The 18,306-nt window shown below is 64.7% G+C and carries 12 protein-coding genes; 3 read left to right on the top strand and 9 right to left on the bottom strand.

Annotated features, from left to right (window positions below; genetic code table 11):
• Positions 1-4 precede the first annotated feature (4 nt).
• The gene (locus HWY05_RS25345; RefSeq protein ID WP_035553298.1) at positions 5-1,420 is read right to left on the bottom strand and encodes an FAD-linked oxidase C-terminal domain-containing protein; all 1,416 of its coding nucleotides are present in this window, start codon (positions 1,418-1,420) and stop codon (positions 5-7) included.
• A 241-nt stretch (positions 1,421-1,661) separates the two neighbouring features.
• Between HWY05_RS25345 and HWY05_RS25340 the strand changes: the two genes are divergently transcribed.
• Positions 1,662-2,216, top strand: coding sequence for a cob(I)yrinic acid a,c-diamide adenosyltransferase (locus HWY05_RS25340; RefSeq protein WP_035553296.1), 555 nt, complete (start codon positions 1,662-1,664; stop codon positions 2,214-2,216).
• Positions 2,217-2,225: 9 nt separating this feature from the next.
• On the opposite strand, the gene HWY05_RS25335 is transcribed toward HWY05_RS25340, so the two are convergent.
• The 6 genes from HWY05_RS25335 to HWY05_RS25310 form a co-directional block, all read right to left on the bottom strand.
• Positions 2,226-2,558, bottom strand: a complete 333-nt coding sequence (locus tag HWY05_RS25335) for an XRE family transcriptional regulator (RefSeq protein ID WP_176059995.1) — start codon at positions 2,556-2,558, stop codon at positions 2,226-2,228.
• 3 nt (positions 2,559-2,561) lie between these two features.
• Entirely contained in the window at positions 2,562-2,900 is a 339-nt protein-coding gene (locus tag HWY05_RS25330) for a type II toxin-antitoxin system RelE/ParE family toxin (RefSeq protein WP_176059994.1), read from the bottom strand.
• 187 nt (positions 2,901-3,087) lie between these two features.
• Positions 3,088-4,161 carry a 3-deoxy-7-phosphoheptulonate synthase AroG gene (gene aroG / locus HWY05_RS25325; protein WP_035553288.1) on the bottom strand — a complete coding sequence of 358 codons (1,074 nt, stop codon included), beginning with the start codon at positions 4,159-4,161 and terminating at the stop codon, positions 3,088-3,090.
• A 322-nt stretch (positions 4,162-4,483) separates the two neighbouring features.
• Entirely contained in the window at positions 4,484-5,950 is a 1,467-nt protein-coding gene (tldD, locus tag HWY05_RS25320; protein ID WP_035553285.1) for a metalloprotease TldD, read from the bottom strand.
• A 104-nt stretch (positions 5,951-6,054) separates the two neighbouring features.
• Positions 6,055-6,906, bottom strand: coding sequence for a carbon-nitrogen hydrolase family protein (locus tag HWY05_RS25315; RefSeq protein WP_035553282.1), 852 nt, complete (start codon positions 6,904-6,906; stop codon positions 6,055-6,057).
• Between the two features lie 127 nt (positions 6,907-7,033).
• Positions 7,034-11,248 carry a YhdP family protein gene (locus HWY05_RS25310; RefSeq protein WP_176059993.1) on the bottom strand — a complete coding sequence of 1,405 codons (4,215 nt, stop codon included), beginning with the start codon at positions 11,246-11,248 and terminating at the stop codon, positions 7,034-7,036.
• A 185-nt stretch (positions 11,249-11,433) separates the two neighbouring features.
• Between HWY05_RS25310 and glnE the strand changes: the two genes are divergently transcribed.
• On the top strand, positions 11,434-14,241 hold the full coding sequence (glnE, locus tag HWY05_RS25305) for a bifunctional [glutamate--ammonia ligase]-adenylyl-L-tyrosine phosphorylase/[glutamate--ammonia-ligase] adenylyltransferase (RefSeq protein ID WP_176059992.1): 2,808 nt from the start codon (positions 11,434-11,436) through the stop codon (positions 14,239-14,241).
• Between the two features lie 44 nt (positions 14,242-14,285).
• Here glnE and recN read toward each other — a convergent pair whose 3' ends face one another.
• The gene (gene recN, locus HWY05_RS25300; protein WP_176059991.1) at positions 14,286-15,956 is read right to left on the bottom strand and encodes a DNA repair protein RecN; all 1,671 of its coding nucleotides are present in this window, start codon (positions 15,954-15,956) and stop codon (positions 14,286-14,288) included.
• Between the two features lie 72 nt (positions 15,957-16,028).
• Positions 16,029-16,931 (bottom strand): NAD kinase, encoded by a 903-nt coding sequence (locus HWY05_RS25295; protein WP_035553273.1) that lies wholly within the window; start codon positions 16,929-16,931, stop codon positions 16,029-16,031.
• Between the two features lie 306 nt (positions 16,932-17,237).
• Between HWY05_RS25295 and hrcA the strand changes: the two genes are divergently transcribed.
• Positions 17,238-18,257 (top strand): heat-inducible transcriptional repressor HrcA, encoded by a 1,020-nt coding sequence (gene hrcA / locus HWY05_RS25290; protein ID WP_035553271.1) that lies wholly within the window; start codon positions 17,238-17,240, stop codon positions 18,255-18,257.
• Positions 18,258-18,306 lie beyond the last annotated feature (49 nt).

Raw genomic sequence — 18,306 nt, 5'->3', positions numbered from 1 at the left:
CCCGTCAAGCCGCCCAACTAAAAATCTTGCCGGGGTTCATCAGATTGCGTGGATCGAGTGCGTGCTTGATGGAACGCATCGTGTCGACGGCGACGTCGCCGTGTTCTTCGAGCAGAAAGCCCATCTTGTGCAGGCCGACGCCGTGTTCGCCCGTACAGGTGCCGTCCATGCGCAGCGCGCGTTGGACGATCCGAAGGTTGAGGCGCTCCGCTTCGGCAAGCTCTTCCGGCTTGTCCGGATCGATCAGGATCACCACATGGAAATTGCCGTCTCCCACATGGCCGACGATCGGGCAGGGCAACGGCGACGCGTTCAGATCCCGCTCCGTTTCCTCCACGCATTCGGCGAGGCGCGAGATCGGCACGCAGACGTCGGTGGTCACGGCGCGGCAACCGGGCTTCAGTTGCAGCATCGCGAAGTAGGCGTTGTGACGGGCGTTCCACAGACGGCTGCGGTCTTCCGGCCGGGTGGCCCATTCGAAGCCTTCGCCCGAATTCTGCGCGGCGATTTCCTGCACCAGCTCCGCCTGTTCTTTCACGCCGGCTTCCGTGCCGTGAAACTCGAAGAACAGCGTGGGTGCTTCACGCAGCGTCAGATTCGAATGACGGTTGATCGAGCGGATGGCGAGCGCGTCGACGAACTCGACGCGCGCGATCGGCACGCCCATCTGGATCGTTTCGATGACGGTGCGCACCGCGTCGCCCATGGACGGAAACGTGCAGACCGCAGCCGATACCGCTTCAGGTTGCGGATACAGGCGCACGGTGATTTCGGTGATCACGCCGAGCGTGCCTTCCGAGCCGACGAACAGGCGCGTGAGGTCGTAGCCCGCGGACGATTTGCGGGCTCGCGTGCCGGTCTTGATCACGCGGCCGTCGGCCAGCACCACGGTCAGGCCGAGCACGTTCTCGCGCATCGTGCCGTAGCGCACGGCGTTGGTGCCCGACGCACGCGTAGCCGACATGCCGCCAATGCTCGCGTCTGCACCCGGGTCGATCGGGAAGAACAGACCGGTGTCGCGCAGTGCCTCGTTCAGCTGCTTGCGCGAGATGCCCGGTTCGACGGTGACGGTGAGGTCTTCGGCGTTGATCGACAGGACCCGGTTCATTTCCGACAGGTCGATCGACACGCCGCCTTGCACCGCCAGCAAATGTCCTTCGAGCGACGAACCGTTGCCGTACGGAATGATCGGCACGTTGTACGGGCCGCACAGCGTGACGACGGTTTGCACGTCTTCGGTCGTGCGGGCGAAGACGACCGCGTCGGGCAGTTGGGGATCGAACGGCGACTCGTCGCGGCCATGATGAGCGCGCACGGCTTCGGCTACCGACACGCGCTCGCCGAAAGCGGCCTTGAGCGCGCTCAGCAATTCGGCGGGAAACGGCCGGCGCAGCGGGGCCGGCGGCACGGGATGGTTCACGCATGTCTCCTGATCTATGGGGCAAAGCGGGCGCAAAGTGTGGGCAGAGCGCTTTTACAGCATCTACTTCATTTTACGCCGATCGCCCATGGGCCGGCGTTCGGAGCGGCTCGCGCTCCTATAATGGCGGCGACTTCACGATGCGCGCAATATGGATAAACGCGGTGGCCGGTGAGGGTTTCTGGACCTGGCCGGGCCGCAGGGCGTGCACGCATCGCCACTGAATTGCATGGGAGACAGCATGGGCAACCGCTTGAGCAAGATCGCCACCCGTACCGGCGACGACGGCACCACCGGCCTCGGCGACGGCCGCCGCGTGGGCAAGGACAGCGCACGTATCGCCGCGATCGGCGACGTGGACGAACTCAACTCGAATCTCGGCGTGCTGCTGTGTGAAACGCTGCCCGACAACGTGCGCGCGGCGCTGATCGCGATTCAGCATGATCTGTTCGATCTGGGCGGCGAACTCTGCATTCCCGGTCACACGATGATTACCGACCGGCACCTCGCCCAACTCGACGATTGGCTCGCCGATTACAACGCCAGCTTGCCGCCGCTAAAGGAGTTCATTCTGCCCGGCGGTTCGCGCGCGGCGGCGCTCGCTCACGTGTGCCGGACCGTGTGCCGCCGTGCTGAACGGGCGATCGTGGCGCTGGGTGAGCACGAGGAAATCAACGCTGCGCCGCGCCAGTATGTGAACCGTTTGTCCGATCTGCTGTTCGTGCTCGCGCGGGTGCTCAACCGTGCGGACGGCGGTGCCGATGTGCTGTGGCAGCACGAGCGCGGGGCTAAATAGCCAACCGCGTTACCCAACCGCCAACCTGACCGGCTTGCCGATCCGGCTCATCATTTCCACCAGCGTATCAATGGTGAACTTGGTGGTCTTCTTGTTGACCACGTCGGACACGCGCGGGCGCGACACCATCAGGACCTCGGCCGCCTCCGCCTGTTTCAAATGATGCTGTTCGATCCAGCTGGACAGTTCTGTCATGAGCTGCTCCTTGAGCAGCCGCGTGTCGTTGATCTGCTTTTGCGACGCGGCATGCAGGCGCTTCGCCTCGTCGACGGAAAAGCCGAGTTCGAGGAACAGATTAGCGCCAGGCTTGGACACGTGACGAATTTTGGTGTCGATCGTCATTTGTTAAGTTTTCCTATCATTAATAATGGCACGATAACGCGTTTCGGCAATCTTTCTGTCATGCGGCGTGAGCGTTTGCGTTTTCTTCTGCAAACAGTGAAGCACGTATAGCGCATTCACAAACTTGGTCACGTACATGACGCGAAAAATACCGTTAGCCTCTTTGATGCGAATTTCACGCGTGCCGGGTCCGATCGAATCAAACGACTTCCAGTCGTCGGGGTCGAGGCCTGCCTGAATTTTGCCAAGCTGAAACCCGGCTTGCCGGCGCGCTTCTTCGGGAAAGGTGAGTAAATCGCGATAGCTGGAGCCCATCCAGCGGAGTTCTTTTTCACAAGCCATAACCACCTTTCATGTACAAAATATTATACGTAACCTTCCGCCTGGTCAAGTCCTCTTCGACCCGGCGCTGAATCGTTACGGTACAGAGGTGGCTCGCTGAGCACCATTCGTCCGTTCGGCCAATAAAAAAACCCGGCGCGATGAGCCGGGTTTTTTCGATGAAGCCTTACCGCAATCGCAGCGCGTTTCAGTTGCCGCTGCCGCGTGCCACGCGCCGTTGCTTGACCGCGTCGGCGAGACCTTCCAGCACGCCGATACTTTCGTCCCAACCGATGCAGGCGTCGGTGATGCTCTGGCCGTAAGTGAGCGCACAGCCTTCCTGCAGATCCTGGCGTCCCGCCACGAGATGCGATTCCACCATCACGCCGACAATCCGTTCGTCACCCGAAGCAATCTGGCGGCCGATATCGGCGCACACCGGAATCTGGTTCTCGTGCTTCTTCGAACTGTTCGCGTGGCTCGCGTCGATCATCAGACGCGCGGCCAGACCCGCCTTGCCGATGTCCGCGCACGCGGCGTTGACGCTGTCCGCGTCGTAGTTCGGCGTTTTGCCGCCGCGCAGGATGATGTGGCAATCTTCATTGCCGGCGGTCGACACGATCGCCGAGTGGCCGCCCTTGGTCACCGACAGGAAATGGTGCGGCTGCGAGGCGGCCTTGATGGCGTCGACGGCGATCTTGACGTTGCCGTCCGTGCCGTTCTTGAACCCGACCGGGCACGACAGCCCCGAGGCCAACTCGCGGTGCACCTGCGATTCGGTCGTGCGCGCGCCGATCGCGCCCCACGAGATCAGATCCGCGATGTACTGCGGGCTGATCATGTCGAGGTATTCGGTGCCGGCCGGCAAGCCGAGTTCGTTGATGCGCAACAGCAGTTCGCGCGCGGTGCGCAGGCCGTCGTTGATCTTGAAGCTGTTGTCCATGTGCGGGTCATTGATGAGACCCTTCCAGCCCACCGTGGTGCGAGGCTTTTCGAAGTACACGCGCATCACGATTTCGAGTTCGCCGGCGAACCGCTTGCGTTGCTCGACGAGGCGGCCGGCGTATTCCATTGCCGCTTTAGTGTCGTGAATCGAGCACGGCCCGATGATGACGATCAGGCGGTCTTCCATGCCATGCAGAATGCGATGCATCGCGTTACGCGAGTGGTAGATCACGTCGGACACCGTTTCGTCGCAGGCGAATTCGCGGATCAGGTGAGCGGGCGGCGTGAGTTCTTTCAATTCGCGGATACGGACATCGTCGGTGTTGTGCGGGGGCATGGTGTTTCTCCTGAATCGGTTCGTAGCGTGTTCGGTTTCAAAGGCGTGAGACGAAAAAAAACCGCCAGACTGGCTGGCGGTTTTTCGGGAATTCTTGGTGTCTTGCGTGCACTAACACCCCTCTCGATCCGCCAGCGGTCTGAGATGCCAAAAAAAGTAAAAGTAAAACTTGGCGGACATGGCGAAATGGGGTCGCTGATCAAAAGGGTGAGTGACTTTATAACCCGGGCAGACCGTGCGGTGCAAGCCGTGGGGTGCAAAAATGCGGGAAATCCGCATACTTAATGCTAAACGCTCACGAAGTATGCATTTTCTTCAAAAATCAGGCCGTGCCGCCCACTGTCATCCGGTCGATTCGCAGTGTCGGCTGGCCGACGCCCACCGGCACGCTCTGGCCTTCCTTGCCGCATACGCCCACGCCCGAATCGAGCTTCATGTCGTTGCCGATCATGCTGACGAACTTGAGCGATTCCGGGCCGCTGCCGATCAGCGTCGCGCCCTTCACCGGGTACGTGACCTTGCCGTTTTCGATCATGTACGCCTCGGAAGCCGAGAACACGAACTTGCCATTGGTGATGTCCACCTGACCGCCGCCGAAGTTCACCGCATACAAGCCGTTCTTGACCGACTCGATGATTTCCTTGGGGTCCTTGTCGCCGTTCAGCATGTAAGTGTTGGTCATGCGCGGCATTGGCAGCGCGGCGTACGACTCACGGCGCGCGTTGCCCGTGACCGGCATCTTCATCAGACGCGCGTTCAGCGTGTCCTGAATGTAGCCCTTCAGGATGCCGTCTTCGATCAGCGTGGTGCACTGGGTCGGATTGCCTTCGTCGTCGATATTCAGCGAGCCGCGGCGATTCGGCAACGTGCCGTCGTCGACCACGGTGACGCCCTTGGCGGCGACCTGTTCGCCGATGCGCCCCGCGAATGCCGACGAACCCTTGCGGTTGAAGTCGCCTTCGAGTCCGTGACCGATCGCTTCGTGCAGCAGCACGCCGGGCCAGCCCGGTCCGAGCACGACGGTCATCGCGCCGGCCGGCGCCGGACGCGCGTCCAGATTCACCAGCGCGGCATGAACCGCGTCGTCGACGTAACCCGACAGCACTTCATCGGTGAAATAGCCATAGTCGAAGCGGCCACCGCCGCCGCCGCTGCCGATTTCGCGGCGGCCGTTCTGCTCGGCGATCACCGTGACCGACACGCGCACCAGCGGCCGGATGTCGGCCGCGAAGCCGCCGTCGCTGCGCGCCACCAGCACCACGTCGTATTCACCGGCGAGGCCGGCCATGACCTGCTGGATGCGCGGATCGCGGCCGCGCGCCATCTGTTCGACGCGCTCGAGCAGTTTGACCTTGGCGGTGGCGTCGAGCGAATGGAGCGGATCGGACGGCAGATACAGATCGCGCCCGGCAATACCGACCAGCGACGAAGCCGCCTTGATCTTCTGCTTGCCGCCGCCCACTTTGGCGATGGCGCGCGTGGCAATGGCGGCCTGGCGAATCGCTTCGGGCGACAGGTCGTCCGAATAAGCGAACGCCGTGCGGTCGCCCGATATGGCGCGCACGCCGACGCCCTGGTCGATGCTGAAACTGCCCGACTTCACGATGCCTTCTTCGAGACTCCACGCCTCGCTGCGCGTGTACTGGAAGTACAGATCCGCGTAATCGATACGATGCGTGAAGATTTCGGCGAGCGTGCGGGTGAGCAGGGATTCGTCGAGACCGTAGGGCGTCAGGAGGATGTCCTTGGCGGTGGCGAGATTACGGATACCGGGTTCGATGATGTTCATGCGAAGTATGTTCTGCTCGATACGAAGGATTCGGTTAGCGCCACGCTCACTATATGAGTGGCAGGCGCCGCACTTTCAATGCCGCGCGGGATTCAGCCCGGTAATCAACTAAGCACACGATGACGCCAGGCGGGCAGGCTCTGCCGCACCTCGTCGATGCGCGCACGCTCGAGATTGCCGGCGACCACGCCGGCGCCCTCGTCGCGCACCGCGACGATTTCACCCCACGGGTCGATCAGCATGCTGTGGCCCCAGGTCCGGCGGCCGTTTTCGTGTTTCCCGCCTTGCGCGGCGGCCAGCACGTAACACTGGTTTTCGACCGCGCGGGCTCGCAGCAGCATTTCCCAATGGGCGCGGCCGGTGGTGTAAGTGAACGCCGACGGCACCACGATCAGCGCGCAGTCGCCCATGCGCCGGTACAGCTCCGGAAAGCGCAGATCGTAGCAGACCGACAGGCCGACGCGGCCGAACGGCGCTTCGAACGTGCGGACTTCGTCGCCGGGGCGAATGGTGCGCGCTTCGTCGAACGATTCCTCACCCTTTTCGAAGTTGAACAGGTGGATCTTGTCGTAGCGGGCGGCCTCGTTGCCGTGCGGGTCGAACACCAGCGTGGTGTTCAGCACGCGCGACGCCTCTGGCGCCGTGAGCGGCAGCGTGCCACCGATCACCCAGATCTTGTGACGGCGCGCGGCGTCGGCGAGAAAACGCTGGATCGGGCCGTCCTGGTAGGGCTCGCGCACCGCCAGCTTGTCGGTGTCCTTGAAGCCCATGAAGCAGAAGTATTCGGGCAGCAGAACCAGTTGCGCGCCGTCGGCGGCGGCTTCGGCGATCAGGCGTTGCGCTTCGGCGAGATTGCGTTCGGGCTCCGGCGTGCTGACCATCTGCAACGCGGCGACGCGAAAGACGCTGTCCAGTGAGCCGCTGGATACGGTTGAAGAGACGTGTGTTTCGCTCATGAGCGTTTCGAAAAACTCCCGGCAGGGCGGCGGCGCGATCCGCTGGCGCCGCCTACGTCGTTCAAGGCTGGCTGGGCCGCCGGTGTGGCACCGCGCGTGTCCGACCGGGCAAAGGGTCGAATAGAGCTCAGTGCGCTTCCACGGTCGAAGCCGGAGCGTCCATCTTACCGCGATCGCCCTTGACCCGCTCAACGTGCGGTTTCGACCACGAACCGGTGATCGCATATTCGCGTGCGAACGCGTGGGAGACGGATTTGCTGAACGCCAGATCGGCCACCAGCGCGCCCACGCCGAGCAGCGGATTGATCACCGCCGCGGCGACCACCGCGGCGCCGGCGCTGACCGTCGGCACGATCTGCACGTGCAGATCCTGGGTTTCCTGCGCGAGATCGAGCGTGCCTTTCATCTCGGCGCGGGCCGGTGCGGTGACCATTTCGAAGTTCTCGGTGCGGCCGATTCCGTCGTGGATCTGCGCGGTGCCGGTCACATGTTCGAACGGCAGCCCTTCACCGATCACGTCGCGGAAGTTCAGCGTAGCGACGCGCGCGAGGCTTTGCAGACTGAGCACGCCGAGCAGCTTGGCGACGCCTGGATCGACCTTGAGAATCTGGCCGTGGCGCAGGTCGACGGCGAGGTTGCCGTTGAGCGTCGGATAGTCGATCACGGTCGGTCCGCCGCGCCACACCACCTTGCCCGACAGCGAGCCGGCGCCGGCTTTGAGCGTACGCGGCTGGCCGAAGCGTTCGAGCAGCGCGCCGGCATCTTTAATGTCGAGCTTGAAATCGAACACGGTGCGGCGCGGCGTCGTTTCGTCGGCGGCATTGCCGAGGCCGGTCGAGGTGCGCCAGTTCGCGGTGGCGGTCAGCGTGGCCGCGGGGTTAGTGATGTCGAGCTTGTCGAGTTGCCAGACCGGCACGCCGTCTTCGGTGAAATTGTGAGCGTCGACTTCGAGGCGGCCAATGTTGCGGTCACGCACGATCAGCTCGTTCACCACCAGATCGATCGACGGCATGTTCTGCGCCGGGGCCGACATCGCCTGGCCGAGCAGGTCCTTGTCGGCGGCTGACGGAATCACCACGCGGGCAAAGCGCGCCTGCAGCGTGCCCGGCGATTCCTTGTTGGCGCCCGGCAGCCACGATACGTGGCCGGACACCTGGTTCGACGCGATGTTCGCCTGCCATTTACCGTCGGCATGCGAGGCGCCGACGATCACGCTGTCCCAGTGACGCTTGAGCAGCGTCAGCGTGCCGATGTGCAGCGCGAAGCGGCTCGGCAGGAATTGCGTGACGGTCGGGTTCGGCGGCGCGGGCGCGGGCGTGGGTGTGGCAGCCGCAACGGCGGGTGCGGCGGCGGGCGCTTCCTTGCTGCGCAATTGCGTGATGAGCGTGCGCCATGCGTCGGCGTCGAAGGTATCGAGGTCGACGGCGGCGATCACACCGTCGGCCGGCAGATCGGCCGGCTTGTTGACGCCGATCGCGCCGCGCACCACGCTCGGCGGCGACTTGGGTTCGTATTTCAGCAGATAGGTGGCGGCGACCGGTCCGAAGGTGAGATCGGCGCGTTCCAGACCGGCTTCGCCCGGCGCGGCGGACGGATTGACCGCGAAATGCAGCGGCATCGGCGTGCCGACCGGTTTGCCGAACGGCGCCGGAAAGTCGAGCGCGAGCCCGCTCAGATCGGAGTTCGCCGTCACTTCCGGCAGATGCCCTTTGGCGCCGCGCAGATTCAGCGCGTAGGGCGCGCTGCCGCTCATGCGTGTCAGCACCTGCGCGGCGGGACCGTGCAGATTGAGGCCGCGCGCGGCATCGACGGCGATATGTCCGTTCAGGTCGAGCGCATACGTGCCGTTCTGCTTCAGGCCGCCGTTCGCATGCACATCGCCGCCGAGGAACTGGCCGGACAGCCGGTCGACCTGCGCCGTGTGTTCGGTGAAGCGCACCTTGCCCTTCAGTTGCGACAGGGGCGGCACGTTGTCCACGCTCAGACGGTTGTTCTGGAAACCGACCGCGCCTTCCACGGCGATGTGCGGCATCGGCGTGCGCGGCACCGTCAGCTTGAGCGCGAGCGACGCGGGTCCTTCCGCATGCAGCTTGTCGGTCTGGTGCCTGGCCATGATGCCGAGCGAGCTCTGGTTCACGTAGTCGAGCATGTCGGCGAGCGGCCCGCGCGCGTCGCCGTCGATCACGAGGCTCGATGCCTTGGTGCCGAGATCGTCGATCTTGCCGCTGACGCGCGTCAGCGCCACCCGCTGGTAATGCGCGCGGTCGATGTCGAAGCGCAACACGTTCTGCTTCAGCGCGAACACACCGTCGATGCCGTCCAGCGCCGGCCACACGTTCGGCGTGCCGTTACGCATTTTGCGCGGCGGGAACGGCGACGGGTCGAACTTGCCGCCCTTGAACGGCGCGACGATCTGAAAGATGCCCGCGCTCGGGTCGCGCGAGTACGGGAACTTGGTCAGATCGCCATGAATTTCGATCGTCGCGCCGCGCGACATGCCCGCCTGCAGACCGTGACCGAGATAGATGCGCAGCTTCTCGCTGATGCTGGTCGGCAGGTAACGGACGATGCGCGTCACCTGCGCGCGTTCGAAGTTGGCCTTCAGATCGAGCGAGCCGCGCCCGTGGCCCGGGTTGCTGTAACTGGCGGTCGCGGTGGCCGCCGTATCGGCGTTCGAGACGGCGAAGTCGGCCAGCTTGACGGCAAAGCCCGGATGATTTTCGCCGGGCGCCTTCGGTGTAATGGTCCAGTCGGCGCGGCCATGCAGACGGTCGAGCTTCAGACGCGGGTCGTCGAACACGCCGGGCAGCGTGATCGCCACATTGGACGTGTCGAGCAGCGCGGTGCCATGGTTTTCGTCGGCGTCGACGCTGCCCCACAGATTTTCGATACCGGGAATGCCGGCGCGCGGGTGATTCAGCGGCGTAAGCCCCGGCGGCGGTTCCTGCGCAGCCACACTGATGCCTTGCAAGTCGCCCTTGAAACGATAACGCTCGATCGGCTCGGCGCCGCTCGACTGATGGTCGCTGCCCGCTTCACCCGACTCGGGTTTGCCGCGCTCCACTTCGATCACGTAGTTCGCTACCATTCCGCGCGGATTGAAGCGCACGAGGTTGTTCAGCAGACGGCGCGGCAGCGGCAGCGCGCGGCTGAATTCCGCGAGGATGCCCAGATCGACGCGGTCGCCGCTCACGCTGACGAGTTGTCCGTGCTGCTGCGAAGCCTGCCGGAAGCGGCCGTTCAACGTGGTGAGCGCGAGCGTGCGGGTGAGCGGCGTGCCGTCGTCGAGCGGCGGCTGGCCGAGTTCGGCGTGCAGGTGATTCAGTTGCAGCTTGTAGTCGCCCGGGTCGACTTCAACCTGCCACGAGAAATGGGCGACCGGCACCAGCAGCTTCGGCTGGGTGGGACGCACGCGCATGGCGACGTCCGTGCCGGAGAGCTGACCGCGCGCCTGGGTCATGCGGCCGTCGGCGAAGTCGGCCCAGATGGCGTTGTCGATACGTCCGGCGAACATCTCGATCGGCAGATTGATGTAGCGCGCCAGCGCCGGCAGATCCACCGGCCCGGTCGACATGTACACCTGGCCGGTCCAGTTGATCGGCTTGCCGATCGCGGAGAGCGGCGTGTGCCGGAAATGCGTGCGGAAATCGAGCGGACCGTGCAGCACCTGGCCGTCGGCGGGCGCCTGCAGCGCCATGCGGTGTTCGTAGCCGTCGTTGAGAATCGCAATGCGGATGTCGCGCAGCGCGAGCTCCGGCGCGGTGTGCGTGGCGTCGCGCCAGCGCAGCACGCCGCCGCGCACCACGATCGCCTGCTGGCGCAGCAGCCAGGTGGAGAGCGTGTCGTTGCCGCTGTGCCGCGTGGGGATCGGCACGCCCGCCACCGACATCACGCCGTCGCTGCTGCGCGATACCAGCACGTCGGGCTGATCGACGATCAAACTGGACAACGCCGGATGGAATTGCCACAGCGACTTCCACGACAGCGTGGCGGTGGCGTGCGGAATGGTCAGCGCGGGTTTGCCTTCCTGATCGCGAATCACCAGATCGGTGACGTCGAGACCCGGTTGAAAGCCGCTCCAATGGGGCGCCAGCTTGCCGATGGTGAACTGCGTATGCAGTTTGTCCGACACGGTGGCTTCGATACGCGGACGGAATGCGTCGACGCGCGGCAGCAGCACGTAACGCAAGCCGAGAAACAGGCCGGCCGCGATGAAGTAGAGGACGAGCGCAACCGCGAGGACCACGTGAAAGGTCCGACGCAGCACGATGTGGTCGCTTCCGCTCACTGGCCGGACCTGCCCGGTTTCGTGCGGGTCGGCGGATTCGTTTCGCTCGGACATGCTGCGGCGGGTGGGCGTATGGTAGTTTTGCGAATTAACGACGAAATGTAACACACGGGAAAGCGTAGGCGGACCTCCTGCAAACCCTGTCTGCATGCCGCCTCGCGACTTGCGCGGGGCGGCCGGACCCATGTGTCACAGCGAAATGAACAAGCTGATCAAGCAACGAGCGAGCCAGACCCTTGATGACTGACGCAACTCTCCTGAGTTCCACCTATTCACATTACGCGGCGCGGGCTGCCACGGCCCGTCCGCAAATCGTGGCGCAAGTGGCGGCGCTGGCCGCCGCGCCGCTTACGCGCGAGCGCATCGACGCGCGTTTCGACGCGTTGTGCGCGGAAGCGGCCGGCGTCGGCGCCAACTGGGTAAATGGCGCGCCGTTGAGCGAGGATGCACTCAAACGGGCCTTGCGTCAGTTGCGAACCGAGGTGTTTTGCGCCGTGATGGAGCGCGATCTGGCCGGCGAGGCGGACGTTGCCGAAGTCACCGGGGCGATGACCGACCTGGCCGAAACGACGATCCAGCGTGCTTTGGCCGTGTTGTCCGCGGATCTCGAAACGCTCTATGGCGAGCCGCGCGGACCGGAAGGCGAGCGGCTTGCGCTCGGCGTGGTCGGTATGGGTAAGCTCGGTGGGCGCGAGCTGAACGTGTCGTCGGATATCGACCTGATCTTTATTTATGAGGAGGACGGCGAGACCGCGGGCGGCCAACGTTCGCCGATCGCGACGCAGGACTTTTTTACGCGCCTCGGTAAGCGGCTGATCGGCGCGCTCGCCGAAGTCAGCGCCGACGGCTACGTGTTCCGGGTCGATATGCGACTGCGGCCGAACGGCGATTCCGGGCCGCTGGTGTGTAGCCTCGGCATGCTCGAAGAGTATTTCTACGTGCAGGGCCGCGAGTGGGAGCGCTACGCGTGGATCAAGGGCCGGCTCGTGTCCGAAGGTGCGAGCGACGCCGCGCAGCGATTGCAGAAGCAGCTCAACGCGATCGTGACGCCGTTCGTCTATCGCCGCTATCTCGACTTCGGCGTGATCAGCGCGATCCGTGCGCTGCATCTGCAGATTCGTCAGGAGGCGCAGCGCCGTGCGTCGATGCGGCCGGATAAGGCCGACGACATCAAGCTCGGACGTGGCGGCATCCGCGAAATCGAATTCAGCGCGCAGGTCTTCCAGTTGATCCGCGGCGGCCAGGATGCCGGTTTCCGCGTGAGGCCGACGCTGGCCGTATTGCGGCACGCGGCGACGCACGGACTGATCGACACAACCGTCTGCGTGAAGCTTTCGCAGGCTTATCGTTTTCTGCGCGAACTCGAACACCGTCTGCAGTATCGCAACGACGCGCAAACCCATGCGATGCCGGTCGATCCCGAAGAGCGCATGGCGCTCGCCCGCGCGATGGGTTGCGACGACTACGCGGCGTTGATGGTCAGGCTCGACGCGCATCGCGAATTCGTCGAACAGCAGTTCGACCAGATTTTCGCCGACAAGGTGAGCGGCCGCGACGGCTGCGGCGCGCCCGAAGACGGCGCCGCCGCGTGGGTCTGGAGCAGCGCGCTCGCCGACGACAGCGCCGACGACGCGTTGCAGGCGCGGCTGATCGAACTGGGCGTGGCCGAGCCGGGCGAGTTGCTCGCGCGGCTGCGCGGCGTGTGGCAGTCGTCGCGTTACGCGGGGTTGGCCGAGCGTAGCCGGCAACGTTTCGACATCGTGGCGCAGCGGGCGCTGGAAGCCGCGCGCACGCTCGAGCCGCCCGAGCGGCGCGGCGATACGGTGGCGCGCTTCTTCGACCTGCTCGAAGCGGTGAGCCGGCGCGGCGCGTATCTGGCGCTGCTGACCGAATATCCGCAGGCGCTGCATCGGGTGCTGTCGGTGCTGGGCGGGTCGCGCTGGGCGGCCGGCTATCTGATTCGCCATCCGCAACTGCTCGACGAACTACTCGACGACGAAGCGATCAACAGCCCGTTCGACTGGCCCGAGTTCAAGCGCACGCTGCGCTTGCGGCTCGCCGCCTCGGACGGCGTCGAGCAACAGATGGACCTGCTGCGCCACGCGCACCAGGCCGAGGTGTTCCGCATCCTGCTGATCGATCTGGCCGGCAAGCTGAGCGTCGAGCATGTGAGCGACCGGTTGTCCGAACTCGCCGACGCGGTGCTCGACGTCACGCTCGAAGCAGTATGGAAGCAACTGCCGAAGCGTCACCGCGAGGTGCCGCGCTTCGCGGTGATCGCGTACGGCAAGCTGGGCGGCAAGGAACTGGGCTACGCGTCGGACCTCGACGTGATCTTCCTCTACGACGACGCCGACGATGCCGCCGCCGAGATTTACTCCACCTACACACGCCGTCTGATTACCTGGCTGACGACCGCGACCGGTGCGGGCACGCTGTTCGACGTCGACTTGCGCTTGCGGCCGAATGGCGAATCGGGCCTGCTCGTCACGGATCTCGACGCGTTCCGCCGCTACCAGCTACGCGAGGGCGACGCGGCCAATACCGCATGGGTCTGGGAACACCAGGCGCTGACCCGCGCGCGTTACTGCGCGGGCGATGCCGAGATCGGCGCGAAATTCGAGGCGATCCGCGAACAGGTGCTGACCACGCCGCGCGAAGCCGCGCCGCTTGCCAAGGAGATCGTCGAGATGCGCGAGCGCGTCGAGGCGGGGCACCCGAACCATACGGCGCTGTTCGACCTGAAGCACGATCGCGGCGGTATGGTCGATATCGAGTTCACCGTGCAGTACTGGGTGCTGCTGCACGCGGCGAGCGATCCCGAACTGATCCGCAATACCGGCAACATCGCGTTGCTGCGAGAAGTGTCGCGCTTCGGTTTGATGAGCGAGGCGGAAGCGGAGACGGTCGGCGCGGCCTATCGCACTTATCGCAAATTGCAGCACAAGCTGCGGCTGGACGGGATGGAGAAGGCGCGCGTCGTGCCGGCGCTGGTGGAGACGGAGCGGGAGGCGGTGCTGGGGTTGTGGGAGCGGGTGTTTGGGTGAGGCGGCCGGCGGCCTTGACCGCGCCCCGCGCCCGGCGTTCGGTATTAAGCCGCCAGCATTTCCTTCGCGTGCTTGCGGGTGGTCGGCGTGATCTCCAGACCGCCGAGCATGCGCGCGACTTCCTCTACACGGCTCGCCTTGTCGAGGGATGTGACGCTGCTCACCGTGCCGCCCTTGCCGTTGCCCGCTTTCGCGACCTGGAAATGATGGTCGCCGCGTGCCGCGACTTGCGGCAGGTGGGTCACGCAGAGCACCTGGCGCGCTTGCCCGAGCTGATGCAGCAAGCGTCCGACCACTTCGGCGACGCCACCGCCAATGCCCGTATCCACTTCGTCGAAAATCAGCGTGGGTGTCGGGCTGGCCGCGCTGGCGATCACGGCCAACGCCAGGCTGATCCGCGCCAGTTCGCCGCCTGAGGCGACTTTGGCGAGTGGCCGCAACGGTACGCCCGCATGACCGGCCACACGGAATTCAACCTGTTCGAGTCCATTGGCGCCGCCTTCCGGCAATGGCACCAGGCCGACTTCGAAGGTGCCGCCTTTCATCGACAGTTCCTGCATGCCGGTGGTGACCGCCGCGCCCAAGGCCTTGCCGGCTTTGGTGCGTGCTTTCGACAGTTTTTTCGCTTCGGCGAGGAAGGTTTCTTTGGCCTTGGCTTCGGCGGCGTGCAGGCTGTCGAGATCCGCGGCGGCGTCGAGCGCGGCCAGTTGCGCGCGCCGTGCCTCGTGTTCTTCAGGCAACGTTTCCGGTTTCAGGCGGAATTTGCGGGCCGCCGAATGCAACGCGTCGAGGCGCTTTTCGACCTGCGCCAGCCGGTCCGGATCGAGTTCGAGCTTTTGCGCGTAATGGCTCAGCGAATACGCGGCTTCCTGCAACTGGATCTCGGCGGGTTCGAGCGCGGCGAGCACGTCGTTCAACGCCGGATCGATCTCGGCCAGGTCGCGTACCTTGGAGACGATCGACGCCAGATGCGTGATCATCGCCTCGTCCGATTCGGACAGCGCGCCGAGCGCACCTTGCACACCGTCGATCAGATTTGCCGAGTGCGACAGCCGGCGGTGCTCGCTGTTGACCTCTTCCCATTCGCCTGGCTGCGGCGCGAGCTTGTCCAGTTCGGTGAGCTGCCACGCGAGACGCTCGCGCTCCAACTGCAATTCGCGGTCGCGCGTTTGCGCATGCTCGACGGCTTGCACCTTCTCGCGCCACGTGCGCCAGGCGCGCGTGACGGTTGCCGCGGTGTCGGTCAGGCCGGCGTGCGTGTCGAACAGTTCGCGCTGCGCGTCCGGGCGCATCAGCAACTGGTGTGCGTGCTGGCCGTGAATGTCCACCAGCATCTCGCCGAGCTCGCGTAACTGCGTGAGCGTGGCCGCAGTACCGTTGATGAACGCTCGCGTGCGGCCGTTGCGGTCCACCACGCGCCGCAGCATCACGGTGCCGCCGTGCTGGCCGTCGTCGGCGGCCGCGCCGAACGCCTGCTGCTCGAGCCACTGTTCGACCTGCGCGTGAATCTCGAACTCCGCGGTGATGTCGGCGCGGCTCTCGCCGGTGCGCACGACGTTCGCATCGGCGCGGGCGCCGAGCGCGAGCGCCAGCGCGTCGATCAGGATCGACTTGCCGGCGCCGGTTTCGCCGGAGAAAACAGTAAAGCCGCTGTCGAATTCGAGATCGAGCGCGGCGACGATGACGAAGTCGCGTATCGAGAGGTGGCGCAGCATGGAGGTGGTCTGGTGAGCTTGAAATTCAGAGTTTGGCAGCGGCGGCGTTGCGTTCCAGGGGCTGCTCGCGGCTCAGGGCTTGGTGTCTTCTTCGTGCGACGGGTATTCGTTCCAGTGCAGCTTCTTGCGCAGCGTCGCGAAGTAGCTGTAGCCGACGGGATGCAGCATAGGCACCGTATGGCGCGAGCGGCGCACTTCGATCGTGTCGCTCAATTCCAGCGACGTGAACGACTGCATGTCGAAGTTCACGTTGACCTCGCGGCCGGACACGATCTGGATGCTCACCTTCGAGTCGTCCGGCAGCACGATCGGCCGGTTGGACAGCGCGTGCGGCGCGATCGGCACCAGCACGATGCCGCCCAATTGCGGATGCAGGATCGGCCCTTGAGAGGAGAGCGCGTAAGCGGTCGAGCCGGTCGGCGTGGCGACGATCAGGCCGTCCGAGCGCTGGTTGTACATGAAGCGCCCGTCGACCGAGACATGCAGTTCCGCCATGCCCGAAAAGCCGCTGCGATTGACCACCACGTCGTTGAAGGCCAGCGCGTGATAGATCGGGTTGCCGTTGCGCATGATGCGCGCCTCAAGCAGCACGCGCTCTTCACGTTCGAAATTGCCCGCGAGCATTTGCGGCACGATCTCGCGCATGTCGGAGATCGGAATGTCGGTAATGAAGCCGAGCCGGCCGTGATTGATGCCGATCAGCGGCGTGCGGTACGGCGCGAGCTGGCGGCCGATGCCGAGCATGGTGCCGTCGCCGCCCAGGACGACGGCCACGTCGGCGCGCGCGCCGATCTCGGCGGGACGTAGCGCCGGATAGTCGGTGACGCCGATCTCGGCGGCAGTGTCGGCTTCGAACACGACCTCGAAGCCGCGCTTTGCGATGCACGAGGCGAGCGCGGTCAAGGGCTCGACGATGCCCGGCGTATTGTTGCGCCCGACGAGCGCGACGGTCTTGAACTGGCTGGTCACTTGCATGCCGGCATTACACCATAGGTGGGGCCTGAAAAGAACCGCTGACAGACCCGGTAGCGGGGCGGCGCGGGTGGGCTGACGGCGTACCTCGCGATTATCGTTAGAATGGTGAAGCGTTGATGACATGCGTGCCGGTTAGAGTGCCACGGCGCGCCGTTGTCGAGGCGGCGGTCCGAACGTCGGGCCACGTGCCGGCTCACGCAGCGGATCGAAGACAAAGTGGCGCCCGGGCGAGCCGTGGCGCATTCGTCAACGGTGAGCGCCGTTAGCGCTCGCGGTAGTCGTGTCATTAAGCTAAAATTTTCCGTCATGCTAGATCCTCGCGCACAAACCCTCCTCAAAACGCTGATCGAGCGCTACATCGCCGAAGGTCAGCCGGTCGGCTCGCGCACGTTGTCACGTTACTCCGGCCTCGAACTGAGCCCGGCGACGATCCGCAACGTGATGTCCGATCTCGAGGACCTGGGGCTCGTGATCAGTCCGCATACCTCCGCCGGCCGTATTCCTACGCCACGCGGCTATCGCCTCTTCGTGGATACGATGCTGACCGTCGAGTCCGCCGCGGACGAAGAAGCCGTGATGCGCGCCGTCAAGACTACGCTGCAGGCGGGTGAGCCGCAGAAGATCGTCGCCGCGGCGGCCAGCGTGCTGTCCAATCTGTCGCAGTTCGCCGGCGTGGTGCTCACGCCGCGGCGCAGCCACGTGTTCAAGCAGATCGAGTTCATGCGTTTGTCCGACAAACGCATTCTGCTGATCATCGTGACGCCGGAAGGCGACGTGCAAAACCGCATCATGGCGACGCAGCGCGACTTTTCGCCGTCGCAACTGGTGGAAGCGTCGAATTACATCAACGCGCATTTCGCCGGCCTCTCGTTCGACGACGTGCGCCGCCGCCTGCGCGAGGAAATCGACGAACTGCGCGGCGACATGACGACGCTGATGCACGCCGCCGTCACGGCCAGCACCGAAGAGTCCGACACTGGCGAGAACGTGCTGATTTCCGGCGAACGCAATCTGTTGGAGGTCGCCGACCTTTCGTCCGACATGGCGCGCCTGCGCAAGCTGTTCGATGTGTTCGATCAAAAGACCAGTCTCCTTCAGTTACTCGACGTGTCGAGCCACGCGGCGGGCGTGCAGATTTTCATTGGTGGCGAATCGAATCTCGTGCCGATCGAGGAAATGAGCGTGGTCACCGCGCCGTACGAAGTGAACGGCAAGATCGTCGGCACGCTCGGCGTGATCGGCCCGACCCGCATGGCGTACAACCGCGTGATTCCGATCGTGGATATCACCGCGCGCCTGCTTTCCCTGACCCTCAGCCAGCAATAGCGGGCTGCCCAGCGGCGGCAACTCACGCGCTCATTTCACGTCCGGTCAT

The sequence above is a fragment of the Paraburkholderia sp. BCC1876 genome (assembly GCF_902833695.1).
In the GTDB taxonomy this organism is placed as follows: Bacteria; Pseudomonadota; Gammaproteobacteria; order Burkholderiales; family Burkholderiaceae; genus Paraburkholderia.
Note: the sequence above shows the minus strand (reverse complement) of the source record. Positions and strands in the feature narration are given on the sequence as shown.